The sequence below is a fragment of the Kitasatospora sp. NPDC088134 genome, from assembly GCF_044741705.1.
Taxonomy (GTDB): domain Bacteria; phylum Actinomycetota; class Actinomycetes; order Streptomycetales; family Streptomycetaceae; genus Kitasatospora.
Map to the genome: position 1 here is coordinate 1 of NZ_JBIUTD010000044.1, position 17,818 is coordinate 17,818.

General features: G+C 73.9%; 14 protein-coding genes. 3 read left to right on the plus strand and 11 right to left on the minus strand.

Features of this window, described 5'->3' with window-relative positions:
- Positions 1-413 precede the first annotated feature (413 nt).
- Positions 414-1,418, minus strand: a complete 1,005-nt coding sequence (locus tag ACIOHG_RS36620) for a stage II sporulation protein M (RefSeq protein WP_400957729.1) — start codon at positions 1,416-1,418, stop codon at positions 414-416.
- Between the two features lie 241 nt (positions 1,419-1,659).
- On the opposite strand from ACIOHG_RS36620, the gene ACIOHG_RS36625 reads away from it, so the two are divergent.
- Positions 1,660-2,817 (plus strand): RDD family protein, encoded by a 1,158-nt coding sequence (locus ACIOHG_RS36625; protein ID WP_400957731.1) that lies wholly within the window; start codon positions 1,660-1,662, stop codon positions 2,815-2,817.
- A 45-nt stretch (positions 2,818-2,862) separates the two neighbouring features.
- On the opposite strand, the gene ACIOHG_RS36630 is transcribed toward ACIOHG_RS36625, so the two are convergent.
- The 7 genes from ACIOHG_RS36630 to ACIOHG_RS36660 form a co-directional block, all read right to left on the minus strand.
- On the minus strand, positions 2,863-3,480 hold the full coding sequence (locus ACIOHG_RS36630; protein WP_400957733.1) for a hypothetical protein: 618 nt from the start codon (positions 3,478-3,480) through the stop codon (positions 2,863-2,865).
- A gap of 105 nt (positions 3,481-3,585) precedes the next feature.
- The gene (gene ahcY, locus ACIOHG_RS36635; protein WP_400957735.1) at positions 3,586-5,034 is read right to left on the minus strand and encodes an adenosylhomocysteinase; all 1,449 of its coding nucleotides are present in this window, start codon (positions 5,032-5,034) and stop codon (positions 3,586-3,588) included.
- 187 nt (positions 5,035-5,221) lie between these two features.
- Entirely contained in the window at positions 5,222-6,196 is a 975-nt protein-coding gene (locus ACIOHG_RS36640; RefSeq protein WP_400957737.1) for a cation diffusion facilitator family transporter, read from the minus strand.
- A 67-nt stretch (positions 6,197-6,263) separates the two neighbouring features.
- Entirely contained in the window at positions 6,264-7,430 is a 1,167-nt protein-coding gene (locus tag ACIOHG_RS36645; protein WP_400957740.1) for an SIS domain-containing protein, read from the minus strand.
- A gap of 35 nt (positions 7,431-7,465) precedes the next feature.
- Positions 7,466-7,648: a Trm112 family protein gene (locus tag ACIOHG_RS36650; protein ID WP_400957743.1), complete on the minus strand. Its 183-nt coding sequence runs from the start codon at positions 7,646-7,648 to the stop codon at positions 7,466-7,468.
- 126 nt (positions 7,649-7,774) lie between these two features.
- The gene (locus ACIOHG_RS36655; RefSeq protein WP_400957809.1) at positions 7,775-9,166 is read right to left on the minus strand and encodes a phosphomannomutase/phosphoglucomutase; all 1,392 of its coding nucleotides are present in this window, start codon (positions 9,164-9,166) and stop codon (positions 7,775-7,777) included.
- 124 nt (positions 9,167-9,290) lie between these two features.
- Positions 9,291-9,734: a DUF3499 domain-containing protein gene (locus ACIOHG_RS36660; protein ID WP_400957745.1), complete on the minus strand. Its 444-nt coding sequence runs from the start codon at positions 9,732-9,734 to the stop codon at positions 9,291-9,293.
- Between the two features lie 56 nt (positions 9,735-9,790).
- Between ACIOHG_RS36660 and ACIOHG_RS36665 the strand changes: the two genes are divergently transcribed.
- Positions 9,791-10,237, plus strand: coding sequence for a metallopeptidase family protein (locus ACIOHG_RS36665; protein WP_400957748.1), 447 nt, complete (start codon positions 9,791-9,793; stop codon positions 10,235-10,237).
- Between the two features lie 338 nt (positions 10,238-10,575).
- Here the strand turns inward: ACIOHG_RS36665 and ACIOHG_RS36670 are convergent, their stop codons facing one another.
- The 3 genes from ACIOHG_RS36670 to ACIOHG_RS36680 all read right to left on the minus strand — a co-directional run bounded on the left by ACIOHG_RS36670 (position 10,576) and on the right by ACIOHG_RS36680 (position 16,572).
- Complete coding sequence (locus ACIOHG_RS36670; protein WP_400957751.1) at positions 10,576-12,231, minus strand: DUF5719 family protein; 1,656 nt, start codon at positions 12,229-12,231, stop codon at positions 10,576-10,578.
- Between the two features lie 6 nt (positions 12,232-12,237).
- Entirely contained in the window at positions 12,238-16,104 is a 3,867-nt protein-coding gene (locus tag ACIOHG_RS36675; protein ID WP_400957753.1) for a glycosyltransferase, read from the minus strand.
- A gap of 195 nt (positions 16,105-16,299) precedes the next feature.
- A complete protein-coding gene (locus tag ACIOHG_RS36680) occupies positions 16,300-16,572 on the minus strand; it encodes a WhiB family transcriptional regulator (protein WP_033255587.1) in 273 nt (90 codons plus the stop codon).
- Between the two features lie 633 nt (positions 16,573-17,205).
- Between ACIOHG_RS36680 and ACIOHG_RS36685 the strand changes: the two genes are divergently transcribed.
- Entirely contained in the window at positions 17,206-17,808 is a 603-nt protein-coding gene (locus ACIOHG_RS36685; protein ID WP_400957812.1) for a cysteine dioxygenase, read from the plus strand.
- Positions 17,809-17,818: the final 10 nt, after the last annotated feature.

Sequence of the window (17,818 nt, forward strand, 5' to 3'; positions counted from 1 at the left end):
GTTGACTTTTGGCACGCTGTTGAGTTCTCAAGGAACGGACGCTTCCTTCGACCGGCCTTCCGACCGTATCTCCGGGCGCTTCGTTCTTTCGTGTTTCCAGCTTATCAGAGGTTTTTCGCTCCGATTTCCATTCCCGCTGGAGTGGGAATTCCTTCGACTTCGCTGCAGACCTTATCAAAAGCTCTGCGCTGCTCTGCTTCGGGGTTTTGCCGGAAGCGGATTCGGCATCCTCTCGGACGCTCTGCTTCGCTTCGGCGATGTCGTAGACCCTACGCTGGGGCGGACTGTAAGTCCAATCGCGCCCAACCGTTCAAACCTACTGACCCACAGGGAGCACGTCAATGGTCCCTTGGGGTTGATCATCAGGCTACCAGGTGTGGCGGGGCCTTCGTGACCACGCCGCGCCGGGTGGGTCAGGCGGCCACCGGCTGCTGGGCGGTGCGGTCGGCGGCTTCGACGTCGCCGATCTCGCCCTGGTCGGCGGCGCGCTTGCCGAGGAACAGGGCGTAGACCAGGAAGAGCACCTCGGCGACGACGCCGATGCCGACCCGGGCCCAGGTGGGGAGGGCGGAGCCGCTGACGAAGCCCTCGATGATGCCGGAGACCAGGAGGACGACGGTGAGGCCGACCGCGGAGCCGACGATGGCGCGGCCCTCCTCGGCGAGGGCGACGGCGCGGGTGCGGGGGCCGGGGTCGACGACCGTCCAGCCGAGGCGGAGGCTGAGGCCGCCGGCGACGAAGATGGCGGTGAGTTCGAGCAGGCCGTGCGGGACGAGCAGGCCGAGGAAGAGCCAGAAGCGGCCGGCCGAGGCCATCAGGCCGATGCCGGCGGCGAGGTTCACCACGTTGGTGAACAGCATGATGATGACGGGGAGGCCGAGCAGGGCCGCGGAGGCGACGCAGAGGGCGGCGATCCAGGCGTTGTTGAGCCAGACCTGGGCGGCGAAGTTCGCCGAGGGGTGGTCGCTGTAGTAGGCCTCGTACTCGCCGCCGGGCTTGGTGAGTTCCTTGAGCTCGTCCGGCGGGACCAAGGTGTCGCGGACGTCCGCGTGGGTGCCTATCCACCAGGCGAGGATCGCGCTGAGGGCGAGGGAGACCAGGGCGACGGTCAGCCACCAGCGGCGGGTGCGGTACAGGATCGCGGGGAAGCTGGTGGTGAAGTAGCGGGCGGCGTCGCGCCAGGTGGAGCGGCGGGCGCCGGTGACGGCGTGGCGGCCGCGGGCGACCAGGGTGGTGAGGCGGCCCTCGATGCCGGCGTGCGGGGCGGCCGCCTGGACCTGGGCGAGGTGGCTGGTGGCGCGCTGGTAGAGGGTGATCAGCTCGTCGGACTCCTCGCCGGTGAGTCGGCGGCGGCCGCTCAGGGCCTCCAGACGGTGCCATTCCGCCCGGTGGGCGGCGACGAAGACGTCCAGGTCCATTGCGGATCTCTCCAGGGGCGCGGCGGGGCGGGCGGACGCAGCACTGGTTGGTGTGCGGCCGGGGCGGTGCGGGCCTTAGCTTGCCAGAGGTCGCGGCCGGCGCGGCAGGGGATTCCGGAAGCGGCGGCCCGGGGTTACGGGGCGGAGCGGGCGGCCGTATGTTGTGCGCTGTTGATGGTGGGGGTCGAGTCGTGCGGCGTGGGGTCGTCCGGCGGGCCGCGGATCGGATCGGGTGGGTGGCGTGAGCGAGCTGGTGACCGGTGAGGCGGTCGTCCTGGGACTGCGGTCGGCGCGGCTGCCGTCCCGGGCGTTGGCCCGGCTGCTGGACGGGGTCATCTACATGGTGGGGTACTTCTTCACCTTCATCTTCCTGTCCCTCGCGCTGTCCCAGCTGGAGTCGGCGGCGCTGATGGCGTTCTCGATCGGTGTGATGGCGTTCTTCCTGCTGGTGCTCCCGGTGCTGGTGGAGACGCTGTCGCAGGGGCGGTCGGTGGGCAAGGCCGCGCTGGGGCTGCGGGTGGTGCGGACGGACGGCGGGCCGATCCGGTTCCGGCACGCGCTGGTGCGCGGGCTGATCGGGGTGATCGAGTTCGGGCTGTCGGCGATGCCCGCGGTGCTGTCCTCGCTGTTCTCCGCGGACGGGCGGCGGCTGGGCGACGTGTTCGGCGGGACGCTGGTGATCCGGGAGCGGCTGCCGCAGGGCGCGCGGGACCAGGGGATGGTGCCGCCGGTGCAGCCGCAGGTGATGCACGCGCTGGGCGCCGAGCTGGCGGCCCTGGACCTGTCGGCGGTGCCGGACGGGCTGTGGCTGTCGGCGCGTCAACTGGTCGGCCGGATGCGCGAGTTGGACGCCCCGGTGGCGGCCGGGCTGGCGGAGCGGCTGGCGGCGGACCTGTCGCAGCGGGTCGCCTGGCCGGTCCCGGAGGGGCTGCCGCCGCTGGTGTACCTGGGCGCGGTGCTGATGGAGCGCCAGCGCCGGGCGTGGGAGCGGGCGGCCGCGGCGAACGGCGGGGTGCACCCGGTGCCGTGGGGTGCGGCGCCGTACGGCGTGGCCCCGTTCGGGACGGCGCCCTGGGGCGCGGCCCCGGCGGCGCAGCCGTTCGCGGCCCCGGGGCAGGCTCCGGTGCCGATGCCCGGTCAGGCCACCGGTCAGCTCCCCGTCCAGGCCGCTCCGGCGGCGCAGCCGTTCGCCCCGCCGACGCCTGCGGATGCGGCTCCGGCCCGGGTGCTGGGGTACCCGACGGTGCCGGCCCAGCCCGCCCCGGTCACCCAGGCTGCGCCCGCGCCCGCGCCCGTGGCGCAGCCCGCACCGCCCGCGCCCGTCGCGCCGTCGGTGCCGGTCGCGGACGGTCCGACGGAGTCGGCTCCGGCGGCCGGGGGTTTCGCCCCGCCCGCCTGACGGTTGACGGCGGACGGTTCACCACGGTCCCCGTCCGACCTGCGCTCAGCGGCGCGGGTTGGGCGGGGATTCGAGTTCTTCGAGGTCGATGCCGGGGGCGGCGAGCAGGACGTCCCCGCTGAGGTGCAGGTCGCGGACCTCGCCGGTGTCGAGGTCGGTGACCCGGTAGTGCTCGACGGGGAGCGGGCCGGTCTCGGTGGGGTGGTCCTGGACGGCGTGCAGCTGCCAGCCCTGGTCGAGGGTGCGGGGGGCGAGGGCGTCGCCGGTGAAGGAGACCAGGCGGATGCGGGCGCTGCCGCCGGGGGCGAGGTCGAGCAGGCGGGCGGTGGCGACCAGGAAGGCCGGGGAGTCGCCGGTGAAGGCGTGCGCCCGGTCGGTGCCCTCGGTGGCGTCGGCGGCCTCGCCGGTGGCGGCGGCCCGGACCCAGTGCACGCCGTCGAGCGCGCCGCCGCGCACCTGCCAGCCGCCGGAGCGCAGTTCGAGCCGGATCGGGCGGTGCCGGGCGTCCAGGGTGAGGTCGGTGGTGCCCTGGACGGTGCCGTCGGGCCGGTAGCGCTTGGCGACGTAGCGCCAGCCGGCGGGGCCGGGGGCGCAGCTGAAGCGCTCCTCGCCGAGCGGGGTTCCGTCGTGCGGGTCGTGGAGGGAGTAGCGGCCGTTCGGCATGCGGTGAAGCCTACGTAATCCGGGGTGCGGTCGGTGGGGGCGGGAACGCGCCGGTGCCCGGCACCCCCTCGGACGGGGAGTGCCGGGCACCGGGGTGACGGGGTGTCAGTAGCGGTACTGCTCGGCCTTGTACGGGCCCTCGACCGGGACGCCGATGTAGTCGGCCTGGTCCTGGGTGAGGGTGGTGAGCTTGACGCCGAGGGCGTCGAGGTGGAGGCGGGCGACCTTCTCGTCCAGGTGCTTCGGGAGGACGTAGACGCCGACCGGGTACTGCTCAGTCTTGGTGAACAGCTCGATCTGCGCGATGGTCTGGTTCGCGAAGGAGTTGGACATCACGAAGGACGGGTGGCCGGTCGCGTTGCCGAGGTTGAGCAGGCGGCCCTCGGAGAGCACGATGATGGTCTTGCCGTCGGCCTTGCGCCACTCGTGGACCTGCGGCTTGACCTCGGTCTTGACCACGCCGGGGAGCTTGGCGAGGCCGGCCATGTCGATCTCGTTGTCGAAGTGGCCGATGTTGCCGACGATGGCCTGGTGCTTCATCCGCTCCATGTGCGAGGCGAGGATGATGTCCTTGTTGCCGGTGGTGGTGATGAAGATGTCGGCGGTGTCGACGACGTCCTCCAGGGTGGCGACCTGGTAGCCGTCCATGGCGGCCTGGAGGGCGCAGATCGGGTCGATCTCGGTGACGATGACCCGGGCGCCCTGGCCGCGGAGCGACTCGGCACAGCCCTTGCCGACGTCGCCGTAGCCGCAGACGACGGCGACCTTGCCGCCGATCAGGACGTCGGTGGCGCGGTTGATGCCGTCGATCAGGGAGTGGCGGCAGCCGTACTTGTTGTCGAACTTCGACTTGGTGACCGAGTCGTTGACGTTGATGGCCGGGAACAGCAGCTTGCCGTCGCGGTGCATCTCGTACAGGCGGTGGACGCCGGTGGTGGTCTCCTCGGTGACGCCCTTGATGGTGGCGGCGACCTCGGTCCACTTCTGCGGGGTCTCGACCAGGGTGCGGTTGAGGAGCTCCAGGATGATCCGGTACTCGTCGTTGTCCGCGGTGTCGGGGGACGGCGCGGCGCCGGCCTTCTCGAACTCGACGCCCTTGTGGATCAGCAGGGTGGCGTCACCGCCGTCGTCCAGGATCATGTTCGGGGTCTGGCCGTCGGGCCAGGTGAGCGCCTGCTCGGTGCACCACCAGTACTCCTCCAGGGTCTCGCCCTTCCAGGCGAAGACCGGGACGCCCTGCGGGTCCTCGGGGGTGCCGTTCGGGCCGACCGCGATGGCGGCGGCGGCGTGGTCCTGGGTGGAGAAGATGTTGCAGGAGCACCAGCGGACCTCGGCGCCCAGGGCGGTGAGGGTCTCGATCAGGACGGCGGTCTGCACGGTCATGTGCAGCGAGCCGGTGATCCGGGCCCCGGCCAGCGGCTGGGCGGCGGCGTACTCGGCGCGGATCGACATCAGGCCGGGCATCTCGTGCTCGGCGAGCTGGATCTCCTTGCGGCCGAACGGGGCCAGGGAGAGGTCGGCGACCTTGAAGTCGCCGGTGGGCTGGTTCGACATGCGAACTCCTCGCGGGGTGGTCCTGGTTACGGGTGTGCTGAGCGGCAGAGGGTGCGCGGGAGCGGCCCTCTGCTGCGGCACAATCCGTCGGAGGACCTCTCTCCCTCGACCGGAGCCCGGCTCCGATCGACCGCCATCAGCAGCGACGTTTGGCACTGCTGACGAATCTACACCGATCGGGTGCGGCTCAGTGGGCGTTCGGGCCCGGACCGCCCGGAGTGGCGTCGGCGTCGGGGCCGGCCAGCGCCTTCTCCTCGGAGTAGACGTCGGGCTCCAGGTAGATCGCGCGGGCGATCGGCACGGCCTTGCGGACCCGGGTCTCGGCGTGGTCGATCGCCTCGGCGACCACCGCGGCGCTGTCCTCCGCGTTGACGCCGATCTTCGCGGCGACCAGCAGTTCCTCGGGGCCGACGTGCAGGGTGCGCATGTGGATCACCGAGGTGACGGTGTCGTGGTCGACCAGCGCCTCGCGGATCTTCGCCACCACCTCGGCGTCGGCGGACTCGCCGATCAGCAGCGACTTGGTCTCCAGCGCCAGCACCAGGGCGATCACCACCAGCAGGATGCCGATGCACAGGGTGCCGACGCCGTCCCAGACCCCGTCCCCGGTGGCGACCGTCAGGCCGACGCCGCCGAGCGCCAGCACCAGGCCGATCAGCGCGCCGGTGTCCTCCAGCAGCACCACGGGCAGCTCGGGGGCCTTGGCCCGGCGGATGTACGCGGACCAGCCGTGCTGGCCCTTGTCCTTCGACGCCTCCTTGTAGGCGGTGAGGAAGGAGTAGCCCTCCAGCAGGACCGCGAAGACCAGCACGCCGACCGGCCAGTACCAGTTCTCCAGCTCGTGCGGGTGGGAGATCTTCTCGTAGCCCTCGTAGACCGCGAACATGCCGCCGACGCTGAACAGCACGATGGAGACCAGGAACCCGTAGATGTACCGCTCGCGGCCGTAACCGAACGGGTGCTCCTCGGTGGCGGCCCGCTGGGCGCGCTTGCCGCCGACCAGCAGCAGCACCTGGTTGCCGGAGTCGGCGATCGAGTGCACGCCCTCGGCGAGCATCGAGGACGAGCCGGAGAACGCGAACGCCACGAACTTGCTCAGCGCGATCCCCAGGTTCGCGGACAGTGCCGCCACCAGCGCCTTGGTGCCGCCTTCGGTACTCAACCCCGCACTTCCCTCCGCCGGGCCCGGGGCTTTGCCGGGCCTTGGTTGACGAGGGGACGATACCGCGTCAGCTCCTGGTCGCCAGGCCGAGGTACACCGCGGCGAAGTCGGTCAGACCGATCAGTTCGGCCAGCGCCTGCAGCGGGTCCTCCAGGCTGGAGGCGTGCTCGGTGACCCGCACCTCGTGCGCGGCGGCGAGCCGCCGGGCCCGGGCCACCGGCCAGGCGGCGGCCTCCAGTTCGGCCACGCCGGGGGTGTGCCGGAGCAGCAGCACCTGGAGCTGGAGCGGCACCGGCTCCTCGACCCGGTCGCGGAAGAAGTCGTCCGGGTCGGCGCCGGCGCCCAGCCGGCCGGTGAACATGCCGCGGTGCGCCGTCAGCGCCTGCGGGAGGCGGGCGGCCAGCGCGGGCAGGCCGGCCCGGTCGGCGAGCGCGGCCGCGAACCGCTCCCCCGCGGCGGCGGCGGGCGCGCCCTCGGCCCACAGCAGCGGGACCGTCTCGGCGAGCCGGGCGGCCAGCGTCTTCGCCGGGTTGTCGTACGCCTGGGCGTCCGGGCGGCAGCGGACCGCCACCTCGTCCAGCCGGTCGGCGGCCGACTCCAGGGCGCCGGGCGCGAGTTGGGCCGCGCCGACCCGGTCGGCCAGGGTCAGCAGCGGGGCCAGGAAGGCCCACAGCGCGGCTGGGTCCTCGGCCGGGAGGTCGGGTTCGGCGTCGGTGCCGTCCGGCTCCACCGCGCTCGGCTCGAACGGCAGCGGCAGGCCGCGCACCTGGAGGGCCGCCTCGAACAGCTCCGAGCCCTCCGGGGCGATCACCGCGACGGCGCAGCCCCGGGCGTACGCCTGCTCGGCCAGGTTGATCAGGCCGCCCTCCCGGCCGCCCGCGCTGGCCAGCACGACCAGGTCCAGCGGGTTGGCCCAGCCCGGGAGTTGCCAGGTCTCGCCGTCGGTGAAGGCGAACCCGTCGGGGCGGGCGTCGGCGGGCGGCAGCGGCCACACCTGGGTGCTGGGCAGGGCCAGCGCCGCCAGCACGGCGGCCGCCGTCAGGACTCCGCCGTGCCCGGCCACCAGCACCGCGCGCGGGCGGCCGTCCGGGTCCAGCGCGTTGACGCCGGCCGCGTCGGCCCGGCGCAGCGCGATCCTGATCCGGGCGCCCGCCCCGGCCAGGGCCAGCAGCTCGCGGCGGCGGTCGGCGCGCTGCAGCGCGGCCGGGTCGTCCAGCAGGGAGTCGTCGAACATGGCGGCTGGCCTCCAGCGACTGGGCGGGGCAGGGGTCAGGACGGGCGGCGGGCCTCGTCCACCAGCAGGACCGGGATGCCGTCACGGACCGGGTACACCAGGCCGCAGCCCTCGCCGGTGCAGCGCAGCTCGTGCACCTCGCCCTCGATCTCCTCGTCGAGCGGCGAACGGCACTCCGGGCAGACCAGGATCTCCAGCAGGAAGGACGGCAGGCTCATGGTGCTCGGCTCCGGGAACTCTCGTGGCGGTCGTGGTGCGAAGGGCCGTGACACAGCAGTACCCCGGCCGGTGGCAACCCTACCGGCCGGGGCACCCGAAAAGTCAGCGGCTGGCTGACCCGTGCGTCAGCCCCGCACGATGGCCAGCACGCCGTCGCGCAGCTCGGCCATCTTCGCCGGGTCCTTGGCCTCGGCGTTCAGGCGCAGCAGCGGCTCGGTGTTGGAGGCGCGCAGGTTGAACCACCAGTCCGGGCCGGCCACAGTCAGGCCGTCCAGCTCGTCGGTGGTGACGCCCTCCAGGCCCGCGTAGGCGGCCCGCACCTTCTCGGTGGCGGCGGCCTGGTCGGCGACCGTGGAGTTGATCTCGCCGGAGGCGGCGTACCGCTCGTACTTGGCGGTCAGCGCGGACAGCGTGCCGTCCTGCCCGCCGAGCGCGGCCAGCACGTGCAGCGCGGCCAGCATGCCGGTGTCGGCGCGCCAGAAGTCGCGGAAGTAGTAGTGCGCGGAGTGCTCGCCGCCGAACACCGCGTCGGTGTTCGCCATCTCCTGCTTGATGAAGGAGTGGCCGACCCGGGTGCGGACCGGGACGCCGCCGAGGTCGCGGACCACCTCGGGGACCGTCCAGGAGGTGATCAGGTTGTGGATGATCGTCGGGTTGGCCTCGCCGTTCGCCTGGGCGCGGGCGATCTCCCGCTCGGCGACCAGCGCGGTGATCGCGGACGGGGAGACCGCGTCGCCGTTCTCGTCGATCACGAAGCAGCGGTCGGCGTCGCCGTCGAAGGCCAGGCCGAGGTCGGCGCCGACCTCGCGGACCTTGGCCTGCAGGTCGACCAGGTTGGCCGGGTCCAGCGGGTTCGCCTCGTGGTTCGGGAAGGTGCCGTCCAGCTCGAAGTACATCGGGACGACGTCCAGCGGCAGGCCGTCGAAGACGGTCGGCACGGTGTGGCCGCCCATGCCGTTGCCCGCGTCCACCGCGACCTTGAGCGGGCGGATCGCGGTCAGGTCGACCAGCTTGCGCAGGTGGTCGGCGTAGCCGCCCAGGGTCTCCTTGGAGCTGAGCGCGCCCACGGTGGCGGCCTCGGCGGCCGGGACGTGCACCTTGCCGTCCTCGTCGAGCCAGGACTCGACCAGCTCGCGGATCTCCGACAGGCCGGTGTCCTGGCCGACCGGGGCGGCGCCCGCGCGGCACAGCTTGATGCCGTTGTACTGGGCCGGGTTGTGCGAGGCGGTGAACATCGCGCCGGGCAGGTCCAGGCTGCCGCTGGCGTAGTACAGCTGGTCGGTGGAGCACAGCCCGATCTCCACCACGTCCGCGCCGCGCGAGGCCGCGCCCTCGGCGAACGCGCGGGACAGCGAGGGCGAGGACGGCCGCATGTCGTGGCCGACCACGACCGCACTGCCGCCGACCACCTCGACGAACGCCGCACCGAAGGCGTACGCCAGCGACTCGTCCCACTGGTCCGGCACGACGCCCCGGACGTCGTACGCCTTCACAAGCTGCTTGAGGTCCCGCACCAGAATGCTCCCGTGTCTGTTCCGCACTGTGCTGCGGGCCGGGCGGACCTGGTGTCCGCGCCGCCCGCAGAGGGGCAGCGTACCCGGCCACGGGAAATGCCCGGTGCCGCCGTCCGGCGCGGGGCGGTCAGCTCTCCGGCGAGCGGAGCACCCGCAGGTGCCCCCGGCGGCCCGACTCGCCCTCGCCGGGCGGCCCCTGACGGGGCGTGCGCTCCTGCGGGCGGGCGGCCTCGCGGACCGCGTTCGCCAGCGCCTCCAGGTCGTCGCTGCTGCGGCGCACCGCGGTGTCGGCGGCCAGCCGGACCACCTCCCAGCCGCGCGGCGCCGTCAGGCGCTCGGCGTGCTCGGCACACAGGTCGTAGCAGTGCGGCTCCGCGTACGTCGCCAGCGGGCCGAGGACGGCCGTGGAGTCCGCGTAGACGTACGTCAGCGTCGCCACGGCCGGTCGGCCGCACGCGGTCCGCGAACAACGACGTACAGAGCTCACGAGGGTGGACGGTACCGTACTGGGCACCGGGCCGCGAAGACCCGCCCCCGGCTCGCGTGTCCCCGGCGGGCCCGCTGCCGTCACGCGCCGTGCTCGAGTGGTCCACTTCCGGGCATCCAGGGACTACGCTCGACACTGCTATGGACAGCCCGACTCCCTCGTCCCCGTCCGGTCCCGGCCGCCGCAGGCACCGCGACCGGCACGGCCGCGGCCTGCGCGGACCGCTGGCGCCGCCGCAGGTGCCCATCTCGCTGACCCGGTCCGAGCTCTTCGACGACTACGTCCGGGAGTCCATGGAGCGACTGGTCCGGCGCTGGCCGCAGCTGGAGGACGTGGAGTTCGCCGTCCTGGAGGTCCCGCTGCCCGTCAAGGGTGAACCCGAGCCCGAGGCCGTCCCGCTCGGCCGGGTGATTCCGGGCGCGGCGGGGCGGCGCAGCCGCATCCTGGTCTACCGGCGGCCGGTGGAGATCCGCGCCAAGGCCAAGGAGGACCGGGCCGCGCTCGTCCACGAGATCCTGATCGAGCAGGTCGCGGAGCTGCTGGGGCTGTCGCCGGACGCGATCGATCCGCGCTACGGCGAGGAGTAGCCCGGGGCCGGGAGCTCTCGGGCAGACGAAGCACCCAGGGGCCCGGGGAACTCTTGGGCAGACGAGGGTGCGAAATCAGGGGCCCGGGGAACGGCGGGGCCGAGAGGCGATGGGCCGGGACACAGTGGGGCGCCACGGGGCGTCGGCCAAAAGACCTTCGGCCCGAAACGGGGTGGCGCCTCGCAGCCCGTCGGACACCCGCCACTCGGCCCCGCCGTTCCCCGGGCCCCTGGAGCTTCGCTCCCAGCGGGCCCAGGACGGAGTTTCGTTACCGGCGGGCCCAGGACGGAGCTCCGCTCCCAGCGGGCCCCTGACGGGGCTCCCGGGAGCTTCGCTTCCTACTTGAGGACCACGCCGGGGTCGGCGGCGACCTGGGGGACTTCGACGGTGGCGTGGTCGTCGCGGAGTTGTTGGGTGGTGAAGGCGGGGACGTCCTTGGCCGGGACGGTGAGTTGGCGGGTGGCGAGGACGGGGCCGCCGGAGACGGTCTGGACGGTGAGGGCGTAGGGGCCGTTGAGGCCGGCGGGGTCGATGCCGTCGACGGTGACGGTGGTGCCGGCGGGGACCGCGACGTCCTTGGTGGCGGGGGTGCCGCCGTTGGTGCCGGCCGAGGAGGTGACCTTGACCTTGGCGTCGGTGTCGACGGCGGTGAGGATCAGCGCGGTCTGGCCGCCCCGGTTGTCGGCGAGGGAGGCGCGGGCGCCGACGGGGGTGCCGGCGGCGAGCCACGCGGCTTCGGTCTTGCCCTTGTTCTCGCGGTCGACCCGGAGGCCGGCCACGACGGGGGTGGCGTGCTTGGGGTCGGTGGGGGTGAGCCGGATCGCGCTGGCGCCCTCGCGGGTCTCGGCGGCGAACTGGAAGTCGAGGGCGGCGGTCATGCCGGCCTTGACGTGGATGCTCTCCTTGCCGGCGGGGGTGAACCAGCCGTTCTTGCCGGAGAGTTGGACCTTCAGGTCGGCGTCGTCCGAGGAGTCGGTGGCGACCACCAGGTGGGCGGTGGTGACGTCGGCGGGGATGCCGGGGACGGTCACCGAGGGGGCGGGGTCGGCGGAGGGTTCGAGCCAGTCGGCGCCCTTGCCGGTCTCCAGGGCGTGCAGCCCGGCGCCGACCCGGCCGCTGCGGGCGACCACGTGCACGGCGAGGTCGTTGACCGGGCCCTTGCTGAGGCCGCTGAGCAGCAGGGTCTTGAAGGTGCCGGGGGCGACCGCGATGCCGGCGGCGAGCTCGTTCTCGACCAGGCCCTTGTCGCCGTACATCCGCAGGTCGACGACGGCGGGCACGGTGTCGGCGTTGACCAGGGTGACGTAGTCGACCCGGTTGGGGCCGGTGCTGGCGCCGGAGAACCAGAAGCTGGTGCCGGAGGGGGCGCAGCGGGTGCCGGAGAGGGCGGAGCCGCCCTGTTCGGAGCTGGTGGTCTGGCTGACGGTGAAGCCGGGGGCGAGGTTGCCGGTGGCGAGCGCGAAGCTGCCGGGGGCGGTGTCGTTGTTGGCGGCCGGGCCGGCCGCGGGGACGCCGGGCTTGGCCAGGGTGAGGCGGGCGTCGAGCACGGGCGCGACGGGGGCGCCGGAGGGCTGCCCGGAAGGCTGGGGGGCGGGCTGCGCGGCGGGGCTGCCGGACGGGGCCGGGGCGCCGCTCGCGGCGGGCTGGACCGGGGTCTGGGCAGCGATCACGTTGTCGCGGGTGGCGTCGGCGAGCAGGCCGGTGCCGGTGCTGCCGGAGCCGCCCTCGGGGCTGAACAGGGTGAGGGTGGTGGAGCCGACGGCGCCCTGCATGGGCGGCGGGCAGACCAGGGCGGTGCGTTCGACCTGGGCGGTGGTGCGCTTGCCGGTGGCGCCCGCGGCGGGGGCGACCGGCGGGCGGAGCTCGGCGATGCCGAACACCAGGCCGAGGACGGCGACGCCGGCCAGCAGCGACTGGCCGGTGCGGCTGCCGCCGGCCACGGCGCTCAGGTCGGGGGCCTTGAGCTTGGGTGCCTTCAGGGTGGGCTTCTTCATCGCGGGTCAGCTCCCCGTCCCGGGCCGCTGCGGGTGCTGGCTGCCGTAGGGGTCGTTGGGGTCGTAGTAGGTGGTGGGCTGCTGCTGCTCGGGCAGCCAGGGCTGTCCGGCGTCGTGCTGCTGGTCGGCGTACGGGTCGGTCCAGCCCTGGGCGGCCGGGGCGTCGTAGCCGTAGGGCTGCTGCCCGTACGGGTCGTAGCCCTCGGACTGCTGCTGGTGCGGCACGCCGACGGGCTGCTGGTGGGCCGGGTCGTAGCCGTAGGCGTCGGCCGGGTAGCCCTGCTGCTGGTACGGGTCGGCCTGGTGGTCGGCCTGGTAGGGGTCCGTCCGGTACGGGTCGGCCTGGTAGGGATCGGCCTGGTACGGGTCGGCGAAGGGCTCGGGCTCGGGCAGGTGGTCGGCCGCCGGCTCGGGTTCGCCGGCGGGCCGGTCGGGGGCGCCGCCGGCGTAGACACCGGGGTCGGCGTCCTCGCCGTCGCCCTCGCCGCGTTCGGCGAGGCGGCGGGCCCGGCGGCTGCCGGGGGCGGGGGCCTGGGCCTGGGCGGCGGCGGCCAGCGCCTGGGCGGCGACCACGTCCTCGGGCAGGTCGTCGTCGTTGGTGTTGCGGCGGCCGGGCAGGGCGAGGACCAGGACGACCACGCCGAGCAGCAGCTGGCCCCAGACCCAGCCGGTGTGCAGGGTGCTGCCGGTGCGGGTGACGTCGAGGCTGCCGCCCTCGGCGGGGAGGGTGAAGCCCTGCGCCCAGCCGTCGAGGGTGACGGGGGTGAGCGGCTTGCCGTCCAGGGTGGCCTGCCAGGCGGGGTCGGCCTGTTCGGCGAGCCGCAGCTGGCGGCCGGCCGGGCCGGCCGGGATGCTGCCCCGGACGTCGCGGGCGCCGGACGGCACGGTGATCGGGACGGCGCCGGGGCTGACGATGGCGGCCCGGGTGCCGGGGACGCTGCTGATCTGCCAGAGGCCGACGCCGTGGTCGAGGCTGAGCCGGGTGACGCCGGGGGTGGTGTCGAGGACGTCCCGGACCTTGGCGATCACCGGGTCCTTGACCTGGACGTAGCTGACGCCGTAGCCGGCCAGGGTGCGCGCCAGGTCGCCGCCGGAGCCGGCCAGCAGCTTCGCGGTGAGCTGGTCGAGCTTGCCGTCGGCGGCGGCGTCCACGGTGCTCTCGGCCTGCCCGGTCGTCAGGCCGGGGCCGCGGACCAGGGTGTAGCGGACGGCGTCGCCCGAGGCGTCGCCGGTGACCATCAGGGTGCGGGAGCGGTCGGTGGTGTTGGCGGCCTCGGCGATGAACGCGGGGACCTGCGCGGCGGGGCCGCGGTGCAGCGGGCCGTCGGCGCCGGTGACCGCCCACCAGGCGGCAGTGCCGAGCGGGGCGAGCACGGCGGAGGCGACCAGCAGCGCGGCGACCGGCTGGCGCCAGCCGAAGGCGATGCCGGAGACCCGGGCGTTGGCGCCGTCGGCGCCGATCGCGGCGGCGGCGAGCAGGGCGACGCCGGCCAGCAGGGCGGCCGGGCCGGCCCAGGCCGGGGTGGCGGGGCCGCCGGAGGCGGGGGTGACGGCGGTGCCGGCGACGATCACCGAGAAGACCAGGCCGGCGAGGGCGGCGCCCCAGGCGGCGAGCACGGCGCGGCGGCGGTCGGCGCGCAGCAGGGCGGCGAGGGCGGCGAGCACCACGCCGGCGGAGAGCCAGACCGGGGGCACGCCGGCGCCGCCGGGGTTGACCAGGATCAGGCCGAGCGGGTCGGCGGCGGGGCCGTTGAAGCCGGCCACGCCGGCCTCCAGCAGCAGCCGGGACGGGTCGGCGAGGACGTGCAGCGACCAGGGGGCGAGCACCAGGACGGGGACGCCGAGGATGACGGCGACGCGTAGGCCGAGCAGCCGCAGCGCCTGGGCGCCGCGGCCGAAGGCGCCGCCGCGGAGCACGGCGTGGCCGAGCGCGGCGAGGCTGAGCGGGACGGCGATGGCCCAGGTGAGCGGGACGAAGGCGGTGCCGAGGGTGAGCAGCAGCACGGTCATCCAGGCGGAGCGCCAGCCGGGGCGGGCGCCCTTGGCGGCGGTCTCGGTGCGGATGCCGAGGCCGGCGGTGATCGCGGCGGCGCGGGCCAGCGGGGGCAGCAGGACGGCGAGCACGGCGGTGCCGATCCGGCCCTGGGCGAGCGCGCCGGTGGCGGCGGGCAGCAGCGCGTAGGTGGCGCTGGCCCAGGCGCGGACCAGCTTGGAGGCGATCAGCGGCCGGGAGACCAGGTAGGCGCCGACCGCGGCGAGCGGGACGGAGAGCACCACCAGCAGGGTGAGCGCCAGGTCGGCGTGGTCGAACAGGGCCCAGGACAGGATCGACAGGACCGCCAGGTAGGGCGGGGCGGTGGCGGTGGAGCCGGTGCCGACGGGGTGCCAGGGCGCGGCGTACATGTTCCACAGGCCGGCGGCGCCGTCGGCGGCGGGCAGCAGGGCGCCGCCCTGGAGGTAGCCGGCGCCGATCAGGTCGCGGCAGGCGATCAGCGCGAACAGCAGCAGGGCGGCGAACAGTACGGGGGCGGGGCGCCGGACCAGTTTCTTGAGCAGCGCGAACTGCTCGACCACCAGGTCGTCGGCGTCCTCGTCGCCGGGCCCGGACTCGACCGAGCCGTGCCGGCCGCCGGTGTCGTCGGTGCCGCCGATGCCGAGCGAGGTGACCACGTTCTCGACGGCGAGGCGGGCGGTGGCGCCGGGGACCGGGAACAGGGTGCGGTCGTCCAGCGAGTCGACCGAGCGGGTCCGGCGGCGGCGCGCGCGGGCTGCCATCAGCCGTGGCAGGCGCAGCAGTTCGTGGCCGAGGCCGGCGATCTCGTCGTAGGCCTGGCGGGGGTCCTTGCCGACCAGGTTGACGATCACCCGGAGCAGGGTGCCGACGATCAGCCGGAGCAGGGTGTAGGGGAACAGCGCGCCCTTGGAGTTGGCGAGCAGGGTGTAGACGGCGCCGGCCTTGTCGACCCGGTGCGGGTGGGCGGAGGCGCAGTCGATGGGGCGGCGTTCGCGGCTGGCGGCCTCGGCGTGCCGGAGCACGGCGTCGGGGGCGACCACGACGCGGTGGCCGGCCGCGTTGACCCGCCAGCAGAAGTCGGTGTCGTCCCGCATCAGCGGCAACGCCTTGTCGAATCCGCCGAGTTCCTCGAAGACGTCGCGGCGGACCAGCATGCCGGCGGTGGAGACGGCGAGGACGGGGCGGACCTGGTCGTGCTGGCCCTGGTCCTGCTCGCGGCGGTCGAGTCCGGTCCAGCGGCGGCCGGAGCGGGCGATGGTGACGCCGACCTCCAGCAGCTGGCGGCGGTCGTACCAGGAGCGGAGCTTGGGGCCGACGACGGCGGCGGTGGGGGTGGAGTCGGCGACCTGGAGCAGTCGGCGCAGGGCGTCGGTCTGCGGTTCGCAGTCGTCGTGCAGCAGCCAGAGCCATTCGACCGGCTGGGTCTCGCGCGGTCCGCCGCGGCCGAGTTCGTCCTCGGTGCCGAGCGGGTCGCCGAAGTCGTCCCAGCCGCCGGTGACCGGGTCGTAGCCGGACGGGTCGAGGCTGTAGGAGAGGTCCTCGGGGCGCAGCGGGGGGCTGTTGAAGACGGCTTCGCCGACGGCGCGGCCGAAGCCGACCCGGCGGCCGAGGATCTGCGGCCCGCTGTCGGGGAGCCAGTCGCCGAGGGTGTCGGCGAGCAGTTGCGGGGAGTTGTCGGTGGAACCGGTGTCGACCGCGAGGATCCGCTGGACCTGCCGGTCCTGGCCGAGCAGTCCGGCGAGCGCCTGCGGCAGCCAGCGGGCGCCGTCGTGCGAGACGATCACCGCGGTGACCAAGTGGCGCGGGTAGGCGGGCGGCCTGGCAGCGGAGAAGCCGCTCTGGTGGCTGTAGACAGTCATCGGGTGCGCGGACCACCGGTTCGGGTTTGACGGCAGATGACGCACCACACTAACGGCTCCGGGTGGCGCGGTCGTCCCGGGTGTGCGTGAAGAGACGGTGCAGTGGGTATCACGCCCGCGCTCCGGGGCGGCCGGGCACGCGAAAGCGCCCCACCTGTTCGGTGAGGCGCCGGCACAGCTCGGGGTGGTGCGGGGTCAGACCGCGCTCTTCTTCAGGCGGCGGCGTTCGCGCTCGGAGAGGCCGCCCCAGATGCCGAACCGCTCGTCGTTGGCGAGGGCGTACTCCAGGCACTCCGCGCGGACCTCGCACGCCAGGCAGACCTTCTTGGCCTCCCGGGTGGAGCCGCCCTTCTCGGGGAAGAAGGACTCGGGGTCGGTCTGGGCGCACAGGGCGCGTTCCTGCCAGCCGAGTTCCTCTTCTTCTTCCTCGATGCCCTCACCGATCAACAGCTCAAAGAGCTCGCTCATGCTGGCGCGCCTCCTCTGCCCCTCTTGGCGTCCCCGTGGTGTTGCCGTTGCCGGTGCGGCGGAACGACACGAGGGAAATTACAGTTGCGTCACTCTGGCCCAGTCAAGCCGAGCTCTGGTATTGGGCCAAGGATTCACTCCCCGGAACCAAGCCACTACGAATAGTGTACATATTCGGACAACCAGGACACTCCGCCCAGTCCCTGACCTGCCGTCAGGCCGTCCGAGCGCTCCCGACCGGACCGGTCCGGGGCGATCTCACGGCGTCCCTTCCCGGCGATCTTGGGGTCGAAACCTTAATGGGCGCTTATCACCCCATCCGGTGGTTCCCGGGTGATGTGACCCGAATGTCCGTCCGTGCGCCTTGACACTGGAGGGTCGGTTGCGGTCTGCTAGCCCCCATGTCAGAGTTCTCGGCCCTCGCCACCGACCGGCGCCGCCAGGCGCTCCTCGGTGCTGCCGTGAACTCCTCGTCGTGTTGTCGCCGCTGTCTCCGCTGTATCTAGGCGCCCGCGTCCCACCGCGCGCCGCCCCGGAACAGAGGCCGAGCCGCGCGACAGTCCCCCCTGAACGCTCCGCGGTTCCGGCTGATCCCCACTCGCAGCCGAACCCGAGGACGTCACGACCGTGCGAATGCCCCGCTTCCGCAAGCGCAACCGCGATCGCAAGCGCTTTCCCTCCGCTCCCCTCTCCCCCGCTCCCCTCCCCGCCGCCGGCCCGCGCTGGACGGACGGCCTGAGCGACGTCTCCATCGCCGGCGACCCGACGGCCTTCCCGCACCTGGCCCGCACCGACCTGCCCGCGCACCCGACCACGGTGGCCGGCTACGCCCGGCTGGTCCGGGAGATCGCCGCCGACCGGGCCCGCTGGGAGCCGCTGGTCCGCTACGACGCGCTGACCCGCTGGTACGCCCGGCTGGAGACCGGCCCCGGCTACGAGGTCTGGCTGCTCAGCTGGCTGCCCGGCCAGTCCAGCGGCTTCCACGACCACGGCCGGGCCTCCGGTGTGATGACGGTCCTTCAGGGCGAACTCACCGAGCGCTCGTTGACGGCCGGCGGCGAGGGCTCGCGCGCCCTGGCGCCGGGCGGTCTGCGGGTGTTCTCCCCCGGCTACCTGCACGAGATGGTCAACGCCGCGCTGGAGCCCGCCGTCTCGATCCACCTCTACACCCCGGGCCTGGTCGAGATGAACCAGTACCCGGCCGTCCCGGACACCGCCCGTCACCAGGTGCACTGACGCGCTGGCA

Bases quoted from the DNA above. Each gene is read 5' to 3' on its own strand.
- ACIOHG_RS36620 (WP_400957729.1), bottom strand. From the start codon at position 1,418: ATGGACCTGGACGTCTTCGTCGCCGCCCACCGGGCGGAATGGCACCGT.
- ACIOHG_RS36665 (WP_400957748.1), top strand. From the start codon at position 9,791: ATGGACAGCCCGACTCCCTCGTCCCCGTCCGGTCCCGGCCGCCGCAGG.
- ahcY (WP_400957735.1), bottom strand. From the start codon at position 5,034: ATGTCGAACCAGCCCACCGGCGACTTCAAGGTCGCCGACCTCTCCCTG.
- ACIOHG_RS36630 (WP_400957733.1), bottom strand. From the start codon at position 3,480: ATGCCGAACGGCCGCTACTCCCTCCACGACCCGCACGACGGAACCCCG.
- ACIOHG_RS36675 (WP_400957753.1), bottom strand. From the start codon at position 16,104: ATGACTGTCTACAGCCACCAGAGCGGCTTCTCCGCTGCCAGGCCGCCC.
- ACIOHG_RS36645 (WP_400957740.1), bottom strand. From the start codon at position 7,430: ATGTTCGACGACTCCCTGCTGGACGACCCGGCCGCGCTGCAGCGCGCC.
- ACIOHG_RS36685 (WP_400957812.1), top strand. From the start codon at position 17,206: ATGCCCCGCTTCCGCAAGCGCAACCGCGATCGCAAGCGCTTTCCCTCC.
- ACIOHG_RS36650 (WP_400957743.1), bottom strand. From the start codon at position 7,648: ATGAGCCTGCCGTCCTTCCTGCTGGAGATCCTGGTCTGCCCGGAGTGC.
- ACIOHG_RS36670 (WP_400957751.1), bottom strand. From the start codon at position 12,231: ATGAAGAAGCCCACCCTGAAGGCACCCAAGCTCAAGGCCCCCGACCTG.
- ACIOHG_RS36680 (WP_033255587.1), bottom strand. From the start codon at position 16,572: ATGAGCGAGCTCTTTGAGCTGTTGATCGGTGAGGGCATCGAGGAAGAA.